The 23527-nt window shown below is 70.0% G+C and carries 23 protein-coding genes; 14 read left to right on the forward strand and 9 right to left on the reverse strand.

Going from position 1 to position 23527, the window contains the following annotated elements; all coding sequences use genetic code 11:
- Positions 1-12 precede the first annotated feature (12 nt).
- Positions 13-978, forward strand: coding sequence for a glycosyltransferase (locus tag L324_RS11110; protein WP_037306196.1), 966 nt, complete (start codon positions 13-15; stop codon positions 976-978).
- Between the two features lie 29 nt (positions 979-1007).
- Positions 1008-2228, forward strand: a complete 1221-nt coding sequence (locus L324_RS11115; RefSeq protein WP_037306198.1) for a glycosyltransferase — start codon at positions 1008-1010, stop codon at positions 2226-2228.
- Positions 2229-2761: 533 nt separating this feature from the next.
- Here the strand turns inward: L324_RS11115 and L324_RS11120 are convergent.
- From L324_RS11120 to L324_RS11130, 3 genes are read right to left on the reverse strand one after another with little or no spacing between them, the layout of a single operon-like run.
- Positions 2762-3631, reverse strand: coding sequence for a glycosyltransferase family 2 protein (locus tag L324_RS11120; RefSeq protein ID WP_037306416.1), 870 nt, complete (start codon positions 3629-3631; stop codon positions 2762-2764).
- Positions 3632-3657: 26 nt separating this feature from the next.
- Positions 3658-4530 carry a glycosyltransferase family 2 protein gene (locus tag L324_RS11125; protein ID WP_037306199.1) on the reverse strand — a complete coding sequence of 291 codons (873 nt, stop codon included), beginning with the start codon at positions 4528-4530 and terminating at the stop codon, positions 3658-3660.
- Positions 4527-5414: a polysaccharide pyruvyl transferase family protein gene (locus L324_RS11130; protein ID WP_037306200.1), complete on the reverse strand. Its 888-nt coding sequence runs from the start codon at positions 5412-5414 to the stop codon at positions 4527-4529. Before L324_RS11130 ends, L324_RS11125 begins: the two co-directional genes overlap by 4 nt.
- Before the next feature lie 71 nt (positions 5415-5485).
- Here L324_RS11130 and L324_RS11135 point away from each other — a divergent pair, with 71 nt between their 5' ends.
- The 11 genes from L324_RS11135 to L324_RS11185 all read left to right on the forward strand — a co-directional run bounded on the left by L324_RS11135 (position 5486) and on the right by L324_RS11185 (position 15488).
- Positions 5486-6448, forward strand: a complete 963-nt coding sequence (locus tag L324_RS11135; RefSeq protein ID WP_037306202.1) for an NAD-dependent epimerase/dehydratase family protein — start codon at positions 5486-5488, stop codon at positions 6446-6448.
- A gap of 112 nt (positions 6449-6560) precedes the next feature.
- A complete protein-coding gene (locus L324_RS11140; protein ID WP_037306204.1) occupies positions 6561-8183 on the forward strand; it encodes a carbamoyltransferase family protein in 1623 nt (540 codons plus the stop codon).
- Between the two features lie 28 nt (positions 8184-8211).
- Positions 8212-8775 carry a D-sedoheptulose-7-phosphate isomerase gene (locus L324_RS11145; RefSeq protein ID WP_037306206.1) on the forward strand — a complete coding sequence of 188 codons (564 nt, stop codon included), beginning with the start codon at positions 8212-8214 and terminating at the stop codon, positions 8773-8775.
- On the forward strand, positions 8772-10130 hold the full coding sequence (locus L324_RS11150) for a PfkB family carbohydrate kinase (protein WP_037306208.1): 1359 nt from the start codon (positions 8772-8774) through the stop codon (positions 10128-10130). The genes L324_RS11145 and L324_RS11150 overlap by 4 nt, the downstream gene beginning before the upstream one ends.
- Positions 10130-10816 (forward strand): SDR family oxidoreductase, encoded by a 687-nt coding sequence (locus L324_RS11155; RefSeq protein ID WP_037306209.1) that lies wholly within the window; start codon positions 10130-10132, stop codon positions 10814-10816. Before L324_RS11150 ends, L324_RS11155 begins: the two co-directional genes overlap by 1 nt.
- Positions 10807-11754: a glycosyltransferase family 9 protein gene (locus tag L324_RS11160; protein WP_037306212.1), complete on the forward strand. Its 948-nt coding sequence runs from the start codon at positions 10807-10809 to the stop codon at positions 11752-11754. The genes L324_RS11155 and L324_RS11160 overlap by 10 nt, the downstream gene beginning before the upstream one ends.
- Positions 11747-13057 carry a UDP-glucose dehydrogenase family protein gene (locus L324_RS11165; RefSeq protein WP_037306213.1) on the forward strand — a complete coding sequence of 437 codons (1311 nt, stop codon included), beginning with the start codon at positions 11747-11749 and terminating at the stop codon, positions 13055-13057. Before L324_RS11160 ends, L324_RS11165 begins: the two co-directional genes overlap by 8 nt.
- Complete coding sequence (locus L324_RS11170; protein WP_037306217.1) at positions 13054-13665, forward strand: flavodoxin family protein; 612 nt, start codon at positions 13054-13056, stop codon at positions 13663-13665. The genes L324_RS11165 and L324_RS11170 overlap by 4 nt, the downstream gene beginning before the upstream one ends.
- 46 nt (positions 13666-13711) lie before the next feature.
- A complete protein-coding gene (locus L324_RS11175) occupies positions 13712-14092 on the forward strand; it encodes a hypothetical protein (RefSeq protein ID WP_037306219.1) in 381 nt (126 codons plus the stop codon).
- Between the two features lie 98 nt (positions 14093-14190).
- A complete protein-coding gene (locus tag L324_RS11180) occupies positions 14191-14865 on the forward strand; it encodes a DUF6766 family protein (protein WP_037306418.1) in 675 nt (224 codons plus the stop codon).
- 59 nt (positions 14866-14924) lie between these two features.
- Positions 14925-15488, forward strand: a complete 564-nt coding sequence (locus L324_RS11185) for a hemerythrin domain-containing protein (RefSeq protein ID WP_037306220.1) — start codon at positions 14925-14927, stop codon at positions 15486-15488.
- Between the two features lie 58 nt (positions 15489-15546).
- Here L324_RS11185 and L324_RS11190 read toward each other — a convergent pair whose 3' ends face one another.
- The 6 genes from L324_RS11190 to L324_RS11215 are packed head-to-tail and all read right to left on the reverse strand — an operon-like array spanning position 15547 to position 21267.
- On the reverse strand, positions 15547-16227 hold the full coding sequence (locus tag L324_RS11190; RefSeq protein WP_037306221.1) for a phosphate signaling complex PhoU family protein: 681 nt from the start codon (positions 16225-16227) through the stop codon (positions 15547-15549).
- Positions 16224-16961 carry a metallophosphoesterase family protein gene (locus tag L324_RS11195; protein ID WP_173426368.1) on the reverse strand — a complete coding sequence of 246 codons (738 nt, stop codon included), beginning with the start codon at positions 16959-16961 and terminating at the stop codon, positions 16224-16226. Before L324_RS11195 ends, L324_RS11190 begins: the two co-directional genes overlap by 4 nt.
- Positions 16958-17767 carry a nucleotidyltransferase family protein gene (locus L324_RS11200; protein ID WP_037306222.1) on the reverse strand — a complete coding sequence of 270 codons (810 nt, stop codon included), beginning with the start codon at positions 17765-17767 and terminating at the stop codon, positions 16958-16960. The genes L324_RS11195 and L324_RS11200 overlap by 4 nt, the downstream gene beginning before the upstream one ends.
- Positions 17764-18819 (reverse strand): NAD-dependent epimerase/dehydratase family protein, encoded by a 1056-nt coding sequence (locus tag L324_RS11205; protein ID WP_037306223.1) that lies wholly within the window; start codon positions 18817-18819, stop codon positions 17764-17766. The genes L324_RS11200 and L324_RS11205 overlap by 4 nt, the downstream gene beginning before the upstream one ends.
- Before the next feature lie 28 nt (positions 18820-18847).
- On the reverse strand, positions 18848-19903 hold the full coding sequence (locus tag L324_RS11210) for an FUSC family protein (RefSeq protein ID WP_037306224.1): 1056 nt from the start codon (positions 19901-19903) through the stop codon (positions 18848-18850).
- On the reverse strand, positions 19903-21267 hold the full coding sequence (locus L324_RS11215; protein WP_037306225.1) for an aldehyde dehydrogenase family protein: 1365 nt from the start codon (positions 21265-21267) through the stop codon (positions 19903-19905). Before L324_RS11215 ends, L324_RS11210 begins: the two co-directional genes overlap by 1 nt.
- 128 nt (positions 21268-21395) lie before the next feature.
- Between L324_RS11215 and L324_RS11220 the strand changes: the two genes are divergently transcribed.
- Positions 21396-23501 carry a catalase gene (locus L324_RS11220; protein ID WP_037306226.1) on the forward strand — a complete coding sequence of 702 codons (2106 nt, stop codon included), beginning with the start codon at positions 21396-21398 and terminating at the stop codon, positions 23499-23501.
- The last annotated feature ends 26 nt before the right edge of the window (positions 23502-23527 follow it).

The following is a 23527-nucleotide window of genomic DNA, read 5'->3' on the forward strand; positions in this document are numbered from 1 at the left end:
AATCAGTCGTGCATGACGAAAATGGCGCCGCTGCGAGTCCTGTTGTGGCACGTTCACGGGTCATGGACCGAGGCCTTCGTACGGGGTGATCACCGGTATTTCCTCCCCACGCTGACCGAAGGCGGACCATGGGGACGCGGACTCAGCGGACGCGATTGGCCGTCCGCGGAAGAGGTTCCCGTCGACCGGCTCAAGGATCTCGACTTCGACGTCGTCGTCCTGCAACGTCCCGACGAGATCGCCTTGGCGGCCCGGTGGCTGCACCGCCGTCCCGGCAAGGACATCCCCGCGGTCTACGTCGAGCACAACGCGCCCCGGCCGCACGCGGCGACGACCCGTCATCCGCTGGCCGACCGCGACGACATCCCGCTCGTCCACGTGACGCATTTCAACGCGCTCATGTGGGATTCGGGCCTCGCGCCCACGGTCGTCGTACCGCACGGGATCCCCGATCCTGGCGAGCGGTACACCGGCGAGATCCCGCACGGCGTGGCGATGATCAACGAACCCGTCCGCCGGGGGCGGATCACCGGGACCGATCTGCTCCCCGCGTTCGCGGAGATCGCCCCCGTGGACGTGTTCGGCATGGGTACCGACGAACTCGAGGGCAGGCATCCCGCGGTGCGGCCGGGTGGTGATCTCCCGGCCGGCGAGTTGCACACCGAGGCCGCGAAACGCCGGGTCTACCTGCACACCGCCCGCTGGACGTCACTCGGGCTCTCCCTGCTCGAGGCGATGCACCTGGGTATGCCGATCGTCGCGCTCGCCACCACCGAGGCGACGCTGGCCGTGCCACCCGACGCCGGCGCCGTCTCGACGGATGTCGAGGCACTGGCGAAGGCCTACCGGGAGCTTGTCCACGAACCCGATTTCGCCGCACTGGCAGGGAAGTCAGCGCGAGAACACGTGCTGGCCCACTACGGCCTGGACGCGTTCCTGTCGCGGTGGGACACCCTGCTGACCGAAGTGACCGCTTGAATCCGCCGGGGGCGGACGGAAGGAGACTGATGAGGATAGCGATGGTTTCCGAGCACGCCAGCCCGCTCGCGGCGCTGGGCGGAGCCGACGCGGGCGGCCAGAACGTCCACGTCGCCGAGCTTTCCTCCGCGCTGACCCGGCAAGGGCATGACGTCACCGTCTACACGCGCCGCGAAAACCGCCGCTCCCCCGCCACTGTCGAGGCTCCGGACGGCTACCGTGTCGTCCACGTGCCGGCCGGGCCGCCGAAGAAGCTGCCCAAGGACGAACTCCTTCCGCATATGGGAGAGTTCGGCCGGGTGCTCCGCTCCAAGTGGGCCAAGGACCGCCCCGACGTGGTCCACGCGCACTTCTGGATGTCCGGGCTCGCCTCCGCCCTCGCGGCCAAGGACCTCGAAATCCCGGTGACGCAGACATTCCACGCCCTCGGCGTGGTGAAACGGCGCTATCAGGGCACGAACGACACCAGCCCGGCGGACCGCGTCCGCCTCGAACGGCTGATCGCCAAGAAGGCCGACCGGGTGATCGCGACCTGTTCGGACGAGGTGTTCGAACTCGTGCGCATGGGCCTCACCCGTTCCCGGGTGTCCGTCGTCCCCTGCGGCGTCGACCTGACGACGTTCACCGCGGACGGCGACATCGCCCCGCGTACCGCTCCACATCGGATCGTGAGCGTGGGAAGGCTGGTGCCGCGCAAGGGTTTCGACATCGCCATCGCCGCGCTGGCGATGGTGCCCGACACCGAACTGGTGATCGCGGGCGGCCCCGAATCGGGCAAACTGGAGAACGACCGTGAGGCGCGGCGGCTGCGCAAGATCGCGGAGCGGGCCGGGGTGAGCGACCGGGTGCACATGCCGGGGCAGGTGTCGCGGGCGGACATGCCCGCCCTCCTGCGGTCCGCCGACGCCGTCGTCTGCACCCCTTGGTACGAACCGTTCGGCATCGTGCCGCTCGAAGCGATGGCGTGCGGGGTCCCCGTGGTCGTCACCGCCGTCGGCGGCCTGATCGACACGGTGGTCCACGGCGTCACCGGGCTGCACGTGCCGCCACGCGATCCCCGGGAACTCGCGGGAGCGCTGCGGCGGCTCATGGCGGACGCGTCCATGCGCGAGGCGTTCGGTGTGGCGGGCGGCGACCGGGTGCGCGCGCGGTACTCCTGGGACCGGGTGGCAGCGGATTCCGTGCGGGCCTACCGGCGGGTCCTGACCAGCGAGACCGAGCCGGTCGAAGAAGCCGCCTCCCTTTCCTGAGTGGGTCACTGGGCTCGTGAGTGGTAATGACGGTTAGAACCGTCATTACCACTCACGAGCCGGTGGGTCAGGTGGGGCTCGGGAGATCGACGATGTAGGAATCTGGACACTCAATGTCCCGATTCCTACATCGTCACGACGTGGTTCGTCCGAGACCTCTTCGAACCCTGGCCAGCGCGTCGCTGACACCACTCCCGAGCGGCTGGCGGTCCGAGTCTCGCTCCGGAGGAAATGGGGCCTTCAGGACGGCGCCGCGGTGGCCGCTGGGTCGCGTGGGTCGTGAGTGGCAAGTGACGTTCTAACGACACTTACCACTCACGAGGTCCTGTACCGGCTGCGTGGGCTGAAGGGCCCTTTCCCCGCGTCAGATGCGGCGAAGGGCGCTTTCGTCGCATGAGATGCGGGGAAAGCGCCCTTCACCTCCTTCAGGACGGCGCGCGCCGCGGTGGCCGCTGAGTCGCGTGGGTCGTGAGTGGCAAGTGACGTTCTAACGACACTTAGCACTCACGACCACCGGGCCCGCGCGCCCCACCTCAACCGACGTACCGGCGCGCGACCGAATTCCGCTGCGAGTCCTCCAGCAGCGCCAGCCCCCGCTCCACCTCCGCGGGCACCACCTCCCGGTTCCGCAGTACCCAGGGAAGCCCCCGAAGCGCCTCGGCCACCGCGGTCACGGTCGCGCGGTCGAGCGGCGCCGAGCGCAGCACGGTCACCATCCGCCGCAGGGCACTCCGGAATGGACGCCGCAACCACAGGGTCCACAGGGTGTTCCGGATCCCGAGCTGCCGACGGCGCCGCGGATCCCGGACGGCCGAGGGGGCGTGGTGGATCACCATCGTCTCGTCCCAGCACATCCACCAGCCCCGCGCGGCCAGGTCGAGGGCGAACAACTCCTCTTCCCCGCCGAGCCACAGCCGCTCGGAGAATCCGCCGACGTCGGTGAACGCGCGGACCCGGACCGCCGACAGGCCCGCCATCACCCCCAGCAACGCGGGACCGGGCAGCCAGTCCGGTCCGGGGACGGGCGAATACCGCAGTTCCGGGGTGATGGGGTCCTCCGCCAGGCCGGGTTCCACCAGGCACCGGCCGGTCACCACGCCGAGATCGGGATACCGGTCGAGCTGCTCCGCGGCGCGCGTCAGGGCGCCAGGCTGCCAGCAGGTGTCGTCATCGCAGAAGGCGACGTAAGGCGTCGACACCTCGCGGACGGCGACGTTCCTGGCCACCGCGCCCAGATTCCGGCGCGACCGGAGTACCCGCACCTCCGGGAACCGTCGCTCGACGGCGTCCGCGGTCCCGTCGGTGGAGGCGTTGTCCACCAGGACGATCGGCGCGGCGTCGGGCAGGCCGGTCATCCGCCCGAGCGTGTCCAGCAGCTGCTCACGCCGGTTGTGCGTGATCATCACGACCGTGATCCGGTCCGCCACCTCTAGCCTCCTTGCGCGTGTTCGAGAACGCGGATCTGCCGCTCCACGCGGACGGGTAGCGGCCGTCGTCCGGCCAGCGCCGACGGCAGCCGGCGGAGTGCCCCGGCGAGCGCGCCCAGTACCCGCGGCTCACGCGGGACGCGGCTGAGCACGCGCAGTCCGTCGGCGAGGCATCGCCGCACCGGCCGCCGCATGACCGTGATCAGCAACCGGTTCCGCAGTTCGGCCCGCTCGCGCCGGCCCCGCGACGGCCGCGCCGACGACGGATGATGGTGTGCCCGGACCCGGTCCACGTAACACAACCGCCAGCCATGGGCGGCGAGATCGTAGGAGAGCAACCGTTCCTCGGCACCGAAATGCAGTACCGGGCTGAAACCCGCCACCTGCAGATACGCCTCCCGCCGGACGACGGCCGAACAGGCGAGGAAACCGAGCACCGCCGGACCGGGAAGCCCGTCCGGCGTTCCCAAAGGGCTCTCGGCCATCAGCGGAACGACCGGGTCCTCACGTTCTTCTTCCCCCACAAGGGTTTTGGCCGCGACCAGACCGATATCCGTGTGGGCGTCCAGGATCCGCTCGGCTTCGTGGAGGGCGTCGGAGGCCCACCAGGAGTCGTCGTCGCTGAACGCGACATACGGGGTCCGCGACAGCGCGACGCCGATATTCCGGGCCGTCGCCCCGAGGTTGCGCGGCAACCGGACCACCCGGACACCGGGGAATCCCGAAGCCCGATCCGCCGAGTCGTCACTGGACGCGTTGTCCACCACCACGATCGGCGGCGGAGGCCGCAACGCCGTCAGCTCGGTCAGGGTCCGGGTGAGTTCCGTGGCGCGGTTCCGGGTGGCGATCACCACCGTCGTCCGGGCGGCGGTCACCGCATCGGCCCCGTCTTGAGCGCCTTGACCATGTCCTGCACCAGTCTGTTGTCCGTCGGCAACGCGCGGAGCGCGGCCACCGCCCTTCCCTGGACTGAGGAACACCACTGCCACCACGAGTCGAGGATTTCCGGCCGGAGAGCCTCCTCGGCCGGGATGAGCGCCGGCCATCCGAGCGCGTCGGCCTGCGCGGTCACCTTGCCGCCTCCGGCGACCGGATCGACGGCCAGCACCGGCACCCCCGCCCGGAGCCCCAGCACCAGACCATGCAGCCGTGTCGTGACCACGAGGTCCAGATGCGACAGGATGGAAGTGAACTGATCCGGCGTCTCGCACCGCTCCCAGTCCTTCGCCGCCAGCCGGGTGTCGAGGGGCACCCTTCCGCAGTCGATCCCGGCTATCCACTCCGTCACCGCGGAGTGGACATCGGCGTGGCGGGCCGCGTCGCCGTATTCGCGCTGCTCCGGAGCGAGGATGATGCCGGTGACGAGCACCTCGTCGGTCGCGGCCTCGGTGGAGAGATCCGGGACGGCGATCCCGCGGTGGTCACGGGGCAGCACATGGTCGAACCCGGTGACCGTGTCGTCGTCCGGATCGATCACCGTGACCCCCACGGCGATCCGCCAGCAGTGCGCGAACCGCCGGTGCACCTCTCGGATCTGCCACCCGTGCGCGGGCCCGCAGACGAACACCACATGGCTGTAGCAGGCCGGATCCACCTCTTCGTAGCTCAGCTCGTCCGGCCGGTACACAGGACTCCACGCGAGGTCGTGTGGCATCCCGACGGCGGAGAGCGCCTCGTCGATCCGGCGCATGCTGAGTACGTCCCCCGCGGTCGCCTCACCGTGACGGAAACTCGCCCAGCCGATCACCAATGTGCGCATACCCGACGCTTACCCTGCTGGGCCCGGTTCACACGGGTTTTTCGGAAGACCATCGCGGGTAGCCCGTCGCCATGACCGCGACCTTCGAACGTGCACTGGTGACCGGGGGCGCCGGCTTCGTCGGCTCGCACCTGTGCGAGCGGTTGCTGGCGGCGGGGACGGAGGTCGTCGCGGCCGACAACTTCGCCACCGCCCACACCGCCAACGTCGAGCATCTCCTCGAGCTGCCCGGTTTCCGGCTGGTGCCACGGGACGTCACCGCTCCGCTGTCCGTACCGGGCCGCTTCGACGTCGTCTTCCATCTGGCGTCCGCCGCCTCGCCGCGTGATTATTTCCGGCTCCCGCTGGAAACACTGCGCGCCGGGTCCTACGGCACCGAACACGCGCTCGACATCGCCGAGCGCGACGATGCCCGCTTCGTCCTCGCCTCCACGAGCGAGGTCTACGGCGACCCGAAGGAACATCCGCAACGCGAGAACTACTGGGGCCATGTCAACCCGATCGGCCCGCGCAGTGTCTACGACGAGGCCAAGCGGTACGCCGAGGCCCTCACCTCGGCCATGCGCCGCGAGCGCGGCGTGAACACCGCCATCGCCCGGATCTTCAACACCTACGGCCCCCGGATGCGCCCCGACGACGGCCGGATGATCCCGACCTTCATCGGTCAGGCACTGAGCGGGAAGCCTCTCACGGTCGCCGGGACGGGACGGCAGACCCGGTCGATCTGCTACGTCGACGACACCGTCCGCGGTCTGCTCGCGCTGGCGGCCTCGGAGCTGCCGGGTCCGGTGAACCTGGGGAATCCGCACGAACTCACCGTCCTGCGGATCGCCGAGGAGATCCTCGCGGTCACCGGGAGTTCGTCCGAGATCGACTACATCGAGGCCGCCGTCGACGATCCGGTGCGACGCTGCCCGGACATCTCGCTGGCGCGCCGCGAACTCGGCTGGGCGCCGAAGATCGAGATGGCGGAAGGACTTTCGCGCACCGTTGCCTGGTACACCCGGAAGCATCCCCTCGAGCCGCTTCGCTGAGTAGCGACGTCCTGGGCTTTCGCGCCACTTCGTTTATCCACAACTGCACCGGGTAGCGCTAGAGGAGCAGAGGCGGGTCACGGCCCGCATCCCGGAACAGAGAGGTGGCGCGGTGCGCATTCTCGGTGTCAACGCCGTCTTCCACGACCCGGCCGCCGCGCTGGTCGTCGACGGGGAGATCGTGGCCGCGGCGGAGGAAGAACGCTTCAGCCGTCGCAAACACGGTAAACGCCCCGTCCCGTTCTCCGCTTGGGAACAACCCGCCGAAGCGGCCGCGTGGTGCCTCGCCGAAGCGGGTATCTCCCCGCAGGATCTCGATGCCGTCGGCTATTCCTACGATCCCGCGCTGGTCGAGCCCGGTCTCGACGGCCACGACGGGAAGAACGAATGCCTGCGGACCGATTTCGCCCGCCGGGCACCCGCCTTCCTCAAGGCGGCACTGCCCGGTCTCGACCCCGCGATCGTCCGGTTCGTCCGGCACCATGTCGCGCACGCCGCGTCGGCCGCCCTGGCGGCACCGTTCGGCGACTGCGCGGTCCTGGTCGCCGACGGCCGGGGCGAGAGCACGTCCTACCTGGCCGGCGAATACCGCGACGGCAAGTTCGGGGAACTCGCGGAACAACGGCTCCCCCACTCTCTCGGGCTGATGTACGAGGACCTCACCGAACACCTCGGGTTCGCCCGCTCCAGCGACGAATACAAGGTGATGGCGCTGGCCTCGTACGGGAAACCGCGGTTTCTCGACCGGATCCGCGAACACGTCCACACCAACGGCATGGGTTTCCGGACCGACGAGATCGACTGGGTGACGTTCGCGCCCGCCGTCGAGCCGGGACAGGAGCCGGGGCGGGTGCACGCGGACCTGACCGCGAGTGTCCAGCGCTGCCTGGAAGACGTCCTCCTCGAACTGACGCGGGGGCTCCACGAGCACACCGGGCACACCGATCTCGCGCTGGCGGGCGGGATCGCGCTCAACTGCGTCGCGAACACCCGGCTCCACGCGGAAGGTCCCTTCGACCGGATCTGGGTGCAGCCCGCCGCGGGCGACGCGGGCACCGCGCTCGGCGCGGCCCTGCAGCTCGCGGCGGATTTCGGTGAGCGGGGTGAGCCGATGTCCGGCGCCGATCTGGGCCGCGGCTGGACGGACGACCAGCTGGAAAGCGCGCTCGTCACCGCGAAACTGCGCTACGAGCGGCCGGACGACGTCGCCGAAACGGTGGCGGAGGCGCTCGCGGACGACCGGATCGTGGCCTGGTTCCAGGGCCGGTCCGAGTTCGGCCCGCGCGCACTGGGCCACCGGTCCCTGCTTGCTCATCCCGGGCACAAGGCGAACCTCGAACGGCTCAACGACGTCAAAGGGCGCGAACAGTTCCGGCCGGTGGCGCCGATGGTGCTGGCCGAACGCGCCGGCGAACTGTTCTCCCGTGGTCCGCTTCCCAGTCCGTACATGCTTTTCGTCCATGACGTCGCTCCACAATGGAGGGACCGGGTCCCGGCGGTCACCCACGTCGACGGCACCGCCCGTGTGCAGACCGTCGACGCCGCGCAGGAGCCACTGGTGGCCAGGATGCTGAGCGCCTTCGAGCGGCGCACCGGGCTGCCCACCGTCGTCAACACCAGCCTCAACACCGCGGGCAGGCCGATGGTCGACTCGCCGAGGGACGCACTGGAGTGCTTCGGCTCAGCACCCATCGACCTGCTCGCCCTCGGCCCGTTCGTGGTCCGCCGCCCATGAATTCCCTGAACGCCTTTGGAGGTGTGTCGTGATCGAAGAACACTTCGCCGCTTTGAGTGAGGCGGCCGGGAAATCTCGTTCCTGGGCACCGAAGCTTCGCGACTGGGGTGAGCATCTGGCCCTCGTCCTGTCTTCCGGTGGACGGCTGCTCGCGTGCGGCAACGGCGGCAGCGCCGCCGAAGCGCAGCATCTCACCGGTGAGCTGGTCGGCCGGTTCCGCAACGACAGGCGGCCGTTCTCGGCGATCGCCCTGCACGCGGACGCCTCCGCCGGTACGGCCATCGTCAACGACTACGGCGAACACGAGCTGTTCGCCCGCCAGGTCCGCGCACACGGCCGTCCCGGCGACATCCTCGTCTGCCTGTCCACCAGCGGGACCAGCCAGAACGTGGTCGCGGCGGCGAAGGCCGCCCACGAACTCGGCGTCACGACCTGGGCGCTGACCGGGCCGTCCCCCAATCCGCTCGCCGCGCTGTGCCACGAGGCGATCCCGGTGGAAGCGCCGTCAACGGCGACCGTGCAGGAAGTCCACCTGGCGCTGGTCCATGCCTTGTGCACCGCGCTGGACGACGCGCTCGGGGTGCCCACGTGAGGCCGCTGGTGGTGGTCGGCGACGCGCTGCTGGACGTCGACCTGGACGGCACCTCCGACCGCCTCTGCCCGGACGCGCCGGTCCCCGTGGTCGATCTCGGCAGGCACTGGCGGCGGCCGGGTGGCGCCGGGCTCGCGGCGCTGCTCGCGGCGCGGTCCACCGCCCACGTCGTCCTGGTCGCTCCCCTGGGCGGCGACCAGGCCGGGCGTGCACTGGCCGGATTGCTGGAACGCGAGGTCACCCTCGTCCCGATGCCGTTGCGGGGCACCACCGTCACCAAGACGAGGGTGCGGGCCGCCGGGCAGTCGCTCGTCCGGCTCGACAGCGGCGACGGCACGGCGGGGCCCGCGCCCCTGTCACGGGAGGCGCGGAACGCGCTGCGCTCGGCGGGAACGATCCTCGTCGCCGACTACGGCAGGGGCGTGACAGCCCATCCCGGCGTCCGCGACCTGCTCGCCGAACTGGCCGGGGACATCCCGATCGTCTGGGATCCGCATCCCCGCGGCGCCGAACCGGCGCCGGGTGTCCGGCTGGCCACGCCGAATCTCGCCGAGGCCGGGCATTTCACCGAATCCCGGTCCGGCCCGGCGGAACTGGCCGAGCGGATCCACGCGCTGTGGCCCGTGGACGCGGTCAGCGTCACCACCGGCCGGGACGGCGCCGTGCTCACCGACGGCGAGCGGTGCACGACGTTCCGGCCGCCCGCCGGCATCACCGCCAAGGACACCTGCGGCGCGGGTGACCGCTTCGCCTCCGCCGCGGCCGCCGCGCTGCTCGACGGGGCGTCCACCGCCGACGCGGTGGCCACCGGGGTCGCGACCGCGGCCCGCTTCGTCGCCACCGGCGGCGCCGCAACTTTGTCCACTATGGACACACAGCCCGAGCAGGACCCTCGGAACCATGGCGCTTCGGCCTTCGACGTGGCCGCGCGGGTGCGCGCGCGGGGTGGCAGGCTGGTCGCCACCGGCGGCTGTTTCGATCTGCTCCACCCCGGGCACGCCAGCCTGCTGCGCCAGGCGCGCGCCCTCGGTGACGCGCTGGTGGTGTGCCTCAACTCGGACGAGTCGGTACGCCGCCTGAAAGGACCGGGGCGGCCGATCGTGGCCGCCCGCGACCGCGCGCGGCTGCTCACCGAACTCAGTTCCGTCGACGCCGTCGCGATCTTCGACGAACCCGATCCCGCCGCCCTGCTGGACCGTCTGCGCCCCGACGTCTGGGTCAAAGGCGGCGACTACGCGGACCGGGAACTCCCCGAAAGCGCCGTGGTGCACCGGCACGGCGGCGAGATCGTCCTGATCCCGACCATCCGCGGCTACTCCACCTCCAGGCTGGTGGCCGCGGCGGAAGGAGCATGATGCGCTCACTCGGCAACATCCTGATCACCGGCGGCGCTTCCGGTCTCGGTGCCGCGACGGTCGAAGCCGTCCGCGAGGCGGGCGGCACCCCGTTCGTCATCGACCGCGCCGAACCCGCCGGCGGCGTCGACTTCGTCCGGGCGGATCTGGCGGACACCGCCGAGGCCGAGAAGGCCGTGCGGGTACTCGCCGAACGCGCGGGCGGTCTCGACGGCGTGTTCACCGCGGCGGGAACCGACGCCTGCGGGGCACTTGACGACGTGCCCACGGCGGACTGGGAGCGCGTGATCCGGGTCAACCTGCTCGGCACGGCCGCGGTCGTCCGCGCGGCGCTGCCCTTCCTGCGCCGGAGCCACGGCACGGTCGTCACCTGCGCCTCGACGCTCGGGATCCGGGTCGCGGGCGACGCGAGCGCCTACTGTGCCTCGAAATTCGGCGTCGTCGGCTTCACCAGGGCACTCGCCATGGAACTCGCCGGCCGCGTCGGGGTGACGCTGCTCGTCCCCGGTGGGATGCATACGGCGTTCTTCGACGACCGGGCCGAGCAGTACAAGCCACCGCCGGACGCGAAGCTCAACCAGCCCGAGCACGTCGCCGCGAGTGTGGTGTTCGCGCTGTCGCAGCCACCCGGCTGCGAGGTCCGTGAACTCGTGGTCTGCGCGTCGGAAGAAGGGTCGTGGCCGTGAGCGGCGGCATTCTCGTGCTGCGCGCGCTCGGCTTGGGCGATCTGCTCACCGGGATCCCCGCCCTGCGCGCGCTGCGCCGGGCGTTCGACGGCGAACGGCTGGTCCTCGCCGCCCCGGAAGGCCTCCGCGACATCGTCGAACTCATCGACGCGGTCGACGAACTCCTGCCGACGGCCGGTCTCGGCGAACTGTCGTGGCCAGGGGAACCGCCGAGGCTCGCGGTCAACCTGCACGGCCGCGGGCCGGAGAGCATCCACGACCTCCTCGCGCAGGATCCGGTCGAGCTGATCACGCACCGCCATCCGGACTTCCCCGGCGTCGACGGCCCGGACTGGCAGGAGGACGTCCACGAGGTCGACCGCTGGTGCCGTCTCCTCGAAGCGGCCCGCATCCCGGCGGAGCGCGATGTCCTCGGGCTTCCGCCGCCGCCGGGGCCGAGTCCGGCACCCGGTGCCGTGGTCATCCATCCCGGCGCCGCGTTCGCGGCCCGCCGCTGGCCTCCGGAGCGGTACGCGCGGGTGGCGCGGGAACTCGCCGGGCGGCACCGGGTGGTCGTCACCGGCAGCGCCGCCGAGGTAGGACTAGCCAGGGAGGTCGCCGAGGGGGCGGGGCTGCCGGAAGACGCCGTTCTCGCCGGGGACGGCGGTCTCGCCGAACTCGCCGCGACGGTGGCCGAAGCGAAACTGGTCATCTGTGGTGACACCGGCGCCGGACATCTCGCCACCGCTTACGGAACGCCTTCGGTGCTGCTGTTCGGGCCGACCCCGCCGAGCCGCTGGGGCCCGCCGCCCGGGGCACGGCAGCACGTGGTGCTCTGGGTGGGCGACGTCGGCGACCCGCACGCCGACCGGCCGGATCCGGGTCTGTTGCTGGTGCGCGAGGACCGCGTCCTCGCCGCGGCCGAAGGATTGCTGGTGAAAAGGGCGTCGCATGGGTGAGCGGGTAGGGGTGATCGGCGCCGGGTACGTCGGGCTGACGAGCGCGGCGTGCTTCACGCATCTGGGCCACCGCGTGATCTGCGTGGACAATGACCAGTCCAAAGTGGACGCGCTCGACCGCGGTGAGATCACCATCACCGAACCGGGGCTGGCCGAACTGGTCCACGACGGGCTGAACTGCCGGCGGCTCCGGTTCTCCACGGCCCCGGAGACACTGTCCGATGTGGACTTCGTCCTGCTGTGCCTGCCCACCCCGAAAGGGGACGGCGGGAACGCCGACGTCCGCGTCCTCGAAGAGGTCGTCGCCACCCTGCCCGGCCTGCTGAAGCCGGGATGCGTCGTGGTCACGAAGTCCACCGTGCCGGTGGGCACCGGGGCACGGTTGCCGGAACTGCTGGGCACGCCGGAACTTCCGGTGGTGAGCAACCCCGAGTTCCTCCGCGAGGGTCACGCCGTCGAGGACTTCCTGAACCCCGACCGGATCGTGCTGGGCTCGACGGAGGAGAACCGGCGCGCTGCCGAACGGGTGGCCGCGTTGTACGGTGAGACCGACGCTCCGGTCTGGTTCACCGACCCGGCGAGCGCCGAACTGGCGAAGTACGCCAGCAACGCGTTTCTGGCTCTGAAGGTGTCCTATGTGAACATCCTCGCCGAACTCTGCGAGCACTACGGTGCCGACATCCGCGAGGTCGGGCGGCTCATGGGGCTCGATCCGCGGATCGGCCCCGCGTTCCTCTCCCCCGGCCCCGGCTGGGGCGGCTCGTGCCTGCCCAAGGACACCGCCGCGCTGCTGCGGACCGCCGAGCACGCGGGCGTCGACTTCGGCATCCTGCGCGACGCCATGAAGGCCAACGCGCGCCAGCAGGCCGCTGTGACGCGAAAGATCCGGCGCGCGGTGACCGGCACCTCGGACGGCTCGCTCAAGGGCGTCCGCATCGGGCTGCTGGGGCTGGCGTTCAAGGCGGGGACCGGCGACCTGCGGGACTCCCCCGCGCTGGCGATCGCCAGGGAACTCGCCAGGGGCGGCGCGATCCTGACCGCCTACGACCCCGGCGTCGACTCGGCCGGAACCGACCTCGTCCAGGTCGTCGACGATCCGTATCTGGTGGCGAAGGACGCCGCCGCGCTGGTGGTACTCACCGAATGGCCCGAGTTCCGTGAACTCGACTGGGACCGGCTCGCCGCCGCCGCCGAACGCGCCGTCGTCGTCGACGCCCGGAACCTGCTGGACCCGGCGGCCGTCGCCAGGGCCGGGTTCGCCCACACCGGACTCGGCACCGACCCGAACAGGAGGACACGATGACCCAGCCGTTGAAGGCACTCGCCCTGGTGTGCACGCTCAAACCGTCGCCGGCGCCGACAAGCAGCGGGCTGATCGCCCAGCAGGTGCTGGACAAACTGGCCGAACGCGGCGCGACCGGCGAACTGGTGCGCGTGGTCGATCACGACGTCAAACCCGGCGTCGAGGCCGACATGGGCGAAGGCGACGCCTGGCCCGAGATCCGCCGCAAGATCGCCGCCGCCGACATCGTCCTGATCTCGACGCCGACCTGGGTCGGGCATATGTCCAGTGTGGCCCAGCGGGTCCTGGAACGGCTCGACGCCGAACTGTCCGAAACGGACGACGAGGGCAGGCCGTCGATGTTCGGCAAGGTCGCTGTCACCGCCGTCGTCGGCAACGAGGACGGGGCGCACAAGATCACCGCGGATCTGTTCCAGGCGCTCAATGACATCGGGTTCACCGTGCCGGCGCAGGGCGGGACGTACTGGAACGGCGAGGCCATGAAGGGCGGGGACTACAACGACCTCGACGAGACCCCGGAAGCGGTCGAATCGACCAATTCCACCTTGGCCCGTAACGCCGTCCATCTGGCGAACCTGCTGCGTGCGAGCCAATACCCGGCGTCATGACGGAACGCGAAGTGTAATCGACTACTCCAGGGGGTACTCCTGGTCCGTGATCGTCAAGGTGCTGGCGTTCGGAGCGTGCCTGCTCCTCGCCGGTTGTACGGGAGCGAGCGGGCAGGAGCCGGTGAAAGAGGCCACCGGGCGGTTCCTCGGCGCGCTCGCGTCGGGTGACCATCGCTCGGCGTGCGCGCTGCTCGCGCCCCGGGTGCGCGACTCGTGGGGCCCGGACGGCAGCGAACGCGGTCTGGCCGCGGCTGCCGTCCCGGGCGGCACACCCGGTACGGCGTCGGTCTGGAGCGAAGAGGCCCAGGTGAAGACCGGTGGCGACACCCTCTTCCTGCACGAGTTCTCCACCGGATGGCTGATCACCGGCGCGGGCTGCCACCTCCGCAACGAACAGGTGTACGACTGCGCGGTGGGTGGGCCATGAGGGCACGAGCGGTGTTCAGCGTCTACCTGGTCTTCGTCGTCGCGGGGCTCGGCTACTGCATCCTGATCGGGCTGCTGCACCGGTGACGGAGGCGGATGATGCGGCGCTTTCTTCGTGACAACGGGCTTTCCCTGGGCTTCGGCTTGCTGTTCCTGGCCAGTCTCGCGGGACAGGCGTTCGCCGGGCTCGCCGATTTCAACGACGGACGGTTGCGGCACGCCGCCGAACCCGTCGGCATGCTCGATTACCTGACCTCCGCCGATTTCGCCGTCGACGTCGCGGAGAACTGGCAATCCGAATATCTGCAATTCTTCCTCTACGTTTTCGCCACCGTCTGGCTGCTGCAACGCGGTTCACCCGAATCGAAACCCGCGGGCCGGGTCGGCCTGGAGAGTGACGAGGACCAGCAGGTCGGGGCGCACGCGAGCAAGGACTCACCCCGGTGGGCGCGGGCGGGCGGCTGGCGCACCGGGATCTTCTCGGTGTCGCTCGGTCTGGTGATGCTGGGGCTGTTCCTGCTTTCCTGGCTGGCGCAGTCGGTCGCCGGGATGAGCGCCTACAACGCCGAGCAGCTCTCCGACTTCGGCGACCCCGTCAGCTGGTTCGAATACCTGGCGTCGCCCGACTTCTGGAACCGGACCCTGCAGAACTGGCAGTCGGAATTCCTGGCCATCGGCTCGATGGCGGTGTTCAGCGTATATCTGCGCCAGCGTGGCTCGCCGGAATCGAAACCGGTCGGCGCACCGCATCACGCCACCGACGAATCCGGGTGATTCGCGCGCGAATCGGGGTAACCGTGTCGTGTCGGACTGAAGAACGGACAGGAGTGTCCATGACCACCACCACGAAACACGACCTCATTTCGGTCATCACCGAGGATCACCGCGCTTTCGAGCGGATCTTCAAGGAACTGGAGTCCGGGAAGGGCGGCGACGCGCACCGCAAGGACCTCGCCGACCACCTCATCGCCGAACTCGTGCGGCATTCGATCGCCGAGGAACAGCACATGTACCCCGCCGCGCGACGGCACCTGCCCGACGGCGACGAGGTCGCCGACCACGAGATCGAGGAACACTCCAAGGCGGAGCGGATCATGAAGGATCTCGAAGGCCTCGAGCCGAAGGACAACCGCTTCGACGAACTGGTCGGGAAGCTGATCGAAGACGTCCGCCACCACATCGAAGAGGAAGAGGGCGACCTGCTGCCGAAACTGCAGGGCGCCTGCTCGGCGGAGGAGTTACGCGATCTGGGCGAGAAGATCCTGCGGGCCAAGAAGATCGCGCCCACCCGGCCGCACCCCGCCGCCCCGGACCGCCCGCCGGCGAACCGGATCCTGGCCCCGGGTACGGCGTTCATCGACAAGATCCGGGACGCCCTAGAAGACCGCAACACCTGACCGCTCGTGAGTGGTAATGACGGTTCTAACCGTCATTACCACTCACGAGCCCCCGCAGTTAGTCGGCTAAGTGCGGAGGAAGGGCGTCTCGTAGGGAGGAGGCGGGCAGTTCCCCGGTGAGCGCGAAGTCGACCCGGCGCGCCACGGAGACGACCTGGTCCGCGTACCGCTCGTAGAAGCGCGCCAGCAACGTCACCGAGATGGCAGGCGCGACACCTTCGGTCCATTCGGGACCGGTCACCAGCTCCATCAGCTCCTCGTAAAGAGCGTCGACGCGCTGATCGGACCGTGCCAGCGACTGGAACACCTCGGCCGTCGGCCCGTCGATCGCCGCGCCGAGGTCTTCCGCCATCGAACAGGCCAGTCCGGCCATCTCACCGAACCGGCCGGTGAGCGCGTCGGGGACGGCGAACTCCGGCGCCCGCATGACCTGCTCGGCGATGTGCTGGGCGAGGTCGCCCATCCGCTCCAGCCGGTCGGCGCAGTACACCGCCGCGAGGACCGTCCGCAGATCCCTCGCGACCGGCGCCTGCAGGGCGAGCAGCTTCTGCGCGGTCTCCTCGCATTCGGTCCGTGCCATGTTCAACCGCGCTTCGACGGTCGCGAGTTCGGCGGCCGCCTCGACGTCGTGGTCGAGGAAGATCCGGTTCGCCAGGCGCAGCTCTTCGCACGCCATCCCGCACATCTCCGACAGCCGCTCGCCGAGGACGGTGAGCTGACCGTGGAATCGTTCTCTCATGCCAATGCCTTCGCCGGTTCGAGGACGTACGTCGCGTAAGCCGACCGGATGACCGGCTGGGCGACATTCCGCACCGGCACCCCGCCCGGGCTGACGCCCTGTTCACTGCCGTAGTGCGCGTGCCCGTGCACCGCGAGAGCGGCCCCGACCTCGTCGATCGGCTCACACAACAGGTACGACCCGAGGAACGGGTGGATCTCCGGTGGTTCGCCGTGCAGCGTACCGGGGATCGGCGCGTAATGCGTCAGCGCGACGATCACGTCCGGCTCCTCGTGTTCGAGTCCTTCCAGCGCGGTGCGCAGCCGTTGGGCCGCCGCCATGGTGTGCTCGACGAAATCCTTCATCTCACGTTCGCCGAAACGGCTGGCGCATTTGCCCGCGAAGCCGCCGCCGAATCCTTTCACCCCGGCGACGCCGAGCGTCCCGCCGTCGAGTTCCAGCGTGGTCGCGGAGCCCTCCAGGACGGTGATCCCGCTTTCCTCCAGCAGACCGCTGATCGCTTCGGCCTGGTCGGAGTGGTAGTCGTGGTTGCCGAGCACCGACACCACCGGGACGTCGAGTCCGGCGAACTCGTCGGCCACCACCCTGGCCTCCTCGACGGTGCCGTGTCGCGTGAGGTCCCCCGCGAGGAGGAGTACGTCGGCGTGTTCGCCGACGTGGTCCAGTGCCGGCCGCAGCAGGCCCCGGTTGTCCTCACCGAGGTGGACGTCCCCGACCGCGGCGACCCGGATCACCGGATCTCCTCGGCGCGCGCGGGTTCGCGCACGTCGGCCAGGCGGACGTCGTTGTGCACGAGTTCGGCCGCGATGTGTTCGCAGATGACGGCTTCGAGGTCGGCCTTGCGGTTCTCGCAGGCGACCTCGCCGCTGAGCCGGACCTGGTCGCCGCGCACGGTGACGTGCACGCCGAGTTCGGCCGTCCTCGGATCCTCCGCCAGCGCCTTGGTCAGCCTGGCGACCAGGTACTGGGGTGCTTCCGCGGGCATCGGGAGCTCCTTCCCGTCGATGATGGACAGTGCCGCGAGCAGGGTCAGGAACGACCACGCGTAGGGCGAATCGGAGGTCTCCTCGGCCACCCGGTGCCAGTCGACCTGCTCGCGGAGGTCACGGGCGATCCGCAGCAGCGGCCCGAAATCGCACCGGTGCGGGCTGAGCACGAGGATCTTGTCGACGAGCAGATCCGTCCCGTTGAGCACGGGCGCGGCGGTCGCCCCGATCCGCATCAGCGACGCGCGGTCGAGCATCTCGTCGGTCACCGGACGGTGGTTGGGCCGGAAGATCAGGTCGACCAGGCAGTCGCCGTCGTAGACCTTGGTGAGCCAGTCTTCCGGCGGGTGCACACGTCTCAGCCCCGCGGCTTCCAGTGCCTCCGCCGCTTTCTCGATGTCCTCGTGTTTGAGGAAGAGGTCGACATCGTGGTCGGACGCGGGACCGCCTCTGGCGTAGACGGCGAGACCGCCGGCGACGGCGAACCGCACCGGCGTACCGTCCAAAGTGGTCACCACCTTGGTCAGGGTGTGCAGCAGTTCCTTCTCCTTCACGGCCGCTCCCCCACTCCGGTCGCCAGTTCGTGGGCCCGGCCGACGTCCGGTTTCAGCGGCTCGGTCGGCAGGCCTTCCCCTTCCCGCAGTCCTTTGAGGAAGGCTTCGATCGCGTCTTCCGACGAGTACCGCGGTGTCCAGCCCAGTTCCTCCCTGGCCCGCGTGCAGTCCATCACCGGCAGGTGCAGGACGGCGTCGAACAGTCCGGGCGTGGCCGGGATCAGGTGCAGGGCCCAGGCCGCGGCGAGCGCGCGCCGGACGAAGACCGCCGGGACCTTCACCGGTTTGGCGCCGAAGATCCGGGCCAGCGACCGGGTGTCCAGCACCGGATCGGCGGCGATGTTGAACGCTCCCTTGACCTCCTGGAGCGCACAGCGGCGGTAGGCGTCGGCCACGTCCTCGGTGTGCGCGGTCTGGATCCTCAGCTGCGGGATGTCCGGCAGCAGGGGGATCAGGGACGGGCGTACGAGCCGCTCGGGTACCAGCGGCCCGCCGAAAAGCCGGCGCTGTTCGGGCGCCGCCGCCTTCTGGAACAGGAAACCCGGGCGCACCCGCACCACCCGCATCCGCGGATGACTCCGGTCGAACGCTTCGAGAACCCTTTCCACGTAAGCCTTTTCACGGGTGTACGCGGCTTTCGGCGAGCCATGGGTCGGCCATTCTTCGGTCACCGGGTGGTCGTCGTCCCGTGGCGAGTACGCCCCGATCGACGACGAGTACACCAGCGCGGGCACCCGCATCGCCTGTGCGGCTTCGAAGACCCGGATCGAGCCGAGCACATTGGACCGCCAGGTGATCTCGGGCCGATGGGTGGGCTGGAACAGCCACGCCAGGTGGATCACCACGTCGGCGCCGTCGAAGACGGCACGGAGGTCGTCCCGGGCGACGTCGGCGGTGACGAACTCGGTTTTCGGGCTCTCCCACCGGCTGGGGCGCCTGGCCACGCCGACGATCGACCCGACCTCGGGATCCGAACCGAGCGCGCGCACCACGGCCGTCCCGACATTGCCCGTGGCACCGGTGACCACGATCCGCTTTCCGCTTCCGGTCATGGGTACGGTTACCCACCGTGGACGCGGCTTAATCCGCCTCCAGCCGCTGGACCAGGCGACGGGCGGGCAGGGCCATCGCGCCGAGCCCGATCGACGTCGTGACCTCGTCCGTCGGCGTGACGAGCAGGTGATCGATCTCCTCGACCAGCGCACGGCACCGATCCTGCTTGGCCGGATCGCCCGAACGGGCCACCTCGGCGAGGGTTTCGAGCAGCTCGCCGACCACCCCGCGCGCGTACTCGCCGGGATGCCGGAACGGTTGGTCGCTCTGGGCTGCTTCGCTCACCGCGTCGATCAGCTGGGCGAGCGGCGGCCACAGCGAGATGAGGTTCGCCAACGGCTCGTCCCGCGCCTCACGCCGCCGTCGGAGGTTCAGGTACCGGCTCTCCCTGGTCCAGCCGATCGCGTCCTCCGCGTCCGCGACCAGGCTGCGGACGTCACGCATCCGCTCGTGCAGGCGGTCGGCCGCCTCGGCCTGCTCGCCGCCCCGGACCAGTGCCGCCGTCTCCTCCAGCACGTCCCCGATCGCCGAAGCGAGCCGGGACGTCGCCTCCCGCAACCGCTCGCCGTGCAGTGGCGGCAGGACGACGGCGTTCATCACCGCGCCGATCGCCGCACCCAGCGCGGTTTCCAGCAATCTGTCGGCGAGCAGGACGGGCTCGGTCGCGTTGCCGTAGGAGATCAGCAGCATGCCGGTGACCCCGACCCAGACCCCCGAGTCGCCGAACCCCGGCCACGAGCCGATCAGCAGCCCGGCGAAGACGACCAGCCCGAGCGCCACCGTCATCGAAGGGATCAGCTGGCCGGCGCCCGCCGCGAGCAGCACGCCCACGCTGACCGCGCCGACCTGTTGTGCCCAGCCGCGCAGCGACCGGTAGACGGTGGCCTGCACCAGGAACACGGCCGCGTACGGGGCCAGGAAGGGTTGCGGCAGCTTGAGGACCGACGTCGCCACGAGCCAGGCGATCACGGCCGCCGCGGCGGCCTTCGTGATCTGGACGAGGCTTCGCCGCTCCTCCCCCGGCACCCGGACCACCCGGCCGAGCCAGGTGAACGGCGCCGTCCACCGGATCCTCCCGGCCATCACGGCCCCGGCGGGGCCAGGTGGACGACCTTCGTCTGCGTCATCTCATCGAGCAGTTCGGGTCCGTAGCCGTAGCCGCTCCCGCTGGCCCGCCTCGGATGCGCGGCCCCGCCCGGTGCGCCGCCGAAGACGTTGTTGATCTTCACCGTGCCCACCGGGAGTTCACGCCAGGCCCGCTGCGCGTGCGTCATCGACGACGTGAGCACGGTGGCGGCGAGCCCGTATTCGTCGCTCGCCGCCTGTTTGAGCGCCTGGTCGAAGTCCGGCACCACCCGAACGGGGGCGACCGGACCGAAGGTCTCTTCGGTGAACACCCGCATCCCCGAGGTGCAGCCGGTGAGGACGGTCGCCGGGTAGAAGGCGCCGGGACCGTGCGGCAGGACGCCACCGACCAGCGGATCGGCGCCCTGGGCGAGTGCTTCCGTCACCTGGGTGTGCACGTGATCGCGGTGACGCCGGTCGACGAGCGGGGCCAGCTCCCGGCCACCGGCCTCGGCGACCAGCGCGCTGAGGAAGGCGTCCGCGATGTCCTGATGGACGTAGATCCGCTCGACGGAGACGCAGATCTGCCCGGAGTTGGCGAACGCCCCCGTCGCGGCCTGCGCGGCCGCCCAGTGCGGATCCACGTCGGCGTCGATGACGAGGGGGTCGTTGCCGCCGTTCTCCAGCAGCGCCTTGGCCCCGGTCCTGGCCGCGCTCGCGGCGATCGAGCGGCCCGCGTCGGTGCTGCCGACATGCGCGATGACGTCGACGTCCGGATGGGCGGCGAGTTCGGCACCGACGCTTCCATCGCCCTGCACGGTCTGGAGCACGCCCTCCGGCAGGGCCTGCGACAGCACGCCGCCGAGCCAGGCGCCGGTGTACGGGCAGCGTTCGCTCGGCTTGTGCACCACCGTGTTCCCGGTGACCAGCGCCGCGCCGAGCAGGCCGCAGGCCACCGCGACGGGGTCGTTCCACGGGGTCAGCGCCACGACGACGCCGCGTGGCTCGGGCACCATCAAATCGGTCGCGCCCGGGTCACCGAGCAGTGATCTCCCGCGGTGCACCGGCCCGAGTTCCGCGTACTGCTCCAGCGTCCCGGCCCCGGCCAGCACCCCTTCCTCCGCTTCGGTCCGGGGCTTTCCGGTCTCGCTTTCGATGAGGACGGCGAGTTCGCCCGCCCGCTCTCGCAGCAACCGGGCGGCATCCTTCACCGCCGCTCCACGTTCGGCCGCCGGAGTGGCCGCCCACGCGCGCCCGCGCCGCTGTGCCGTGGTGATCACGGCCTGGACGGCGTCGGAGGACGCGCATTTGACGCTTCCGACGAGACTGTCGTCGGACGGGTTGCGGATCTCCAGCACCGCCGTCCGATCCCTTGCCGGCATTCGCACCTCCTTCGAAGTGTTTGCGATCGGTTACCCCGAACGAGCGGTTCGACACTTCGCGTACGCCGTTTACCGGATCGGCGTACGGGTAGCCGTGCGGAAAGACCATCACCGAGAAGGGCGGCCCCGTGGCACAGCACCGAGAGGACGCGAAGGACGAGCAGTTGCGCGGAAGCCGCGTGGATCCCCGGGATTCCGCGCTGACCACGCAGCAGGGCGTCCGGGTCGGGCATACGGACGACTCGCTGAAGGCCGGGGCCCGTGGCCCCACGCTGCTCGAGGATTTCCACGCCCGCGAGAAGATCACGCATTTCGACCACGAGCGCATCCCCGAACGCGTCGTCCACGCACGCGGGGCGGGCGCCTACGGGTACTTCGAGGCCTACGACGATTCGCTGCTCGACTACACGGTCGCGGAGTTCCTCACCAGCGGTGAGAAGATCCCCGTCTTCGTGCGCTTCTCCACGGTCGCCGGTTCCCGCGGCTCGGCCGACACCGTCCGCGACGTCCGCGGGTTCGCGACCAAGTTCTACACCCGCCAGGGGAACTACGATCTGGTGGGCAACAACATGCCGGTCTTCTTCATCCAGGACGGCATCAAGTTCCCCGATTTCGTGCACGCGGTCAAACCCGAGCCGCACAACGAGATACCGCAGGCGCAGTCGGCGCACGACACGTTCTGGGATTTCGTCTCGCTGCAGCCGGAGAGCCTGCACATGGTGCTCTGGCTGATGTCCGATCGCGCGCTGCCGCGCAGCTACCGGATGATGCAGGGCTTCGGCGTGCACACCTTCCGGCTGGTCAACGCCGACGGCAAGGGCACCTTCGTGAAGTTCCACTGGAAACCCGTGCTCGGCACGCATTCCCTGGTCTGGGACGAATGCCAGAAGATCGCCGGGAAGGATCCCGACTTCAACCGGCGCGATCTGTGGGACGCCATCGAGGCCGGGCAGTACCCGGAATGGGAACTGGGCGTGCAGCTGGTCGACGAGGACGCCGAACACGACTTCGACTTCGACCTGCTGGACGCCACGAAGCTCATCCCCGAGGAGCAGGTACCCGTGCAGCCGGTCGGGCGGATGGTCCTCGACCGCAACCCCGACGACTTCTTCGCCGAGACCGAGCAGATCGCCTTCCACACCGCGAACATCGTGCCCGGGATCGACTTCACCAACGACCCGTTGCTGCAGGCGCGGAACTTCTCGTATCTCGACACGCAGCTGATCCGGCTCGGCGGTCCCAACTTCGCCCAGCTGCCGGTGAACCGGCCGATCGCGCGGGTGCACACGAACCAGCGTGACGGCCACGGCCAGCAGAACGTCCACAAGGGACGGACGAGTTACTTCCCCAACTCGCTCGGCGGCGGCTGCCCGGCGATCGCCGACTCCGGCGTGTTCGAGCACTACACCGAAGCCGTCGCCGGGCACAAGATCCGGGAACGCAGCGAGAGTTTCAAGGACTTCTACAGCCAGGCGACGTTGTTCTGGAACAGCATGACCGCCGTCGAACGCGAGCACATCGTCGCGGCGTTCCGGTTCGAACTCGGCAAGGTGGAGGACCGTGAGGTCCGGGCGAGGACGGTCACCGAGCTCAACAACGTCGACCACGACCTGGCCGCCAGGGTGGCCGAGGGCATCGGCGTCAGCGTGCCCGCCGCTCCGGCCGCGCCACACCATGACCGCACTTCTCCCGCGCTCTCGCAGCTGAACCAGCCGACCGCGGACCCCACCGGCCGCAAGGTCGCCGTGCTCGCCGCCGACGGCGTCGACACCGTCGGGGTCGGGCGCCTCGTCGAAGCCCTGACCGGACAGGGCGCGATCGTCGAGGTGCTTGCGCCCACCGAAGCCGAACTCCGGCCGGGCGGTGAAGGGGATCCCCTGCGGCCCGACAGGCAGCTCAACACCATGGCGTCGGTGCTCTACGACGCCGTGATCGTCCCGTGCGGTCCTGATGCGATCAACATCCTGGAACGCGACGGCTACGCGGTGCACTTCGTCGCCGAGGCCTACAAACACGGCAAGCCGGTGGCCGGTTTCGGCTCGGGTCTGGACCTGCTGCGCCGTGCCGGAGTGACGGCGAAACTGGCCGACGACGCCGACACCCTGGTCGACCAAGGTGTCGTCACCACCACCGCGGCCGAACTGACCATCCCCGACGGTTTCTTCTCCTCGTTCCTCGCGCAACTGGGCGAACATCGTTCCTGGCTGCGGAAGACCGACTCGATTCCGGCTTAGCACACGGGGACCGGGCGCGTTTGCGC

The organism is Amycolatopsis orientalis DSM 40040 = KCTC 9412, from assembly GCF_000478275.1.
GTDB lineage: Bacteria > Actinomycetota > Actinomycetes > Mycobacteriales > Pseudonocardiaceae > Amycolatopsis > Amycolatopsis orientalis.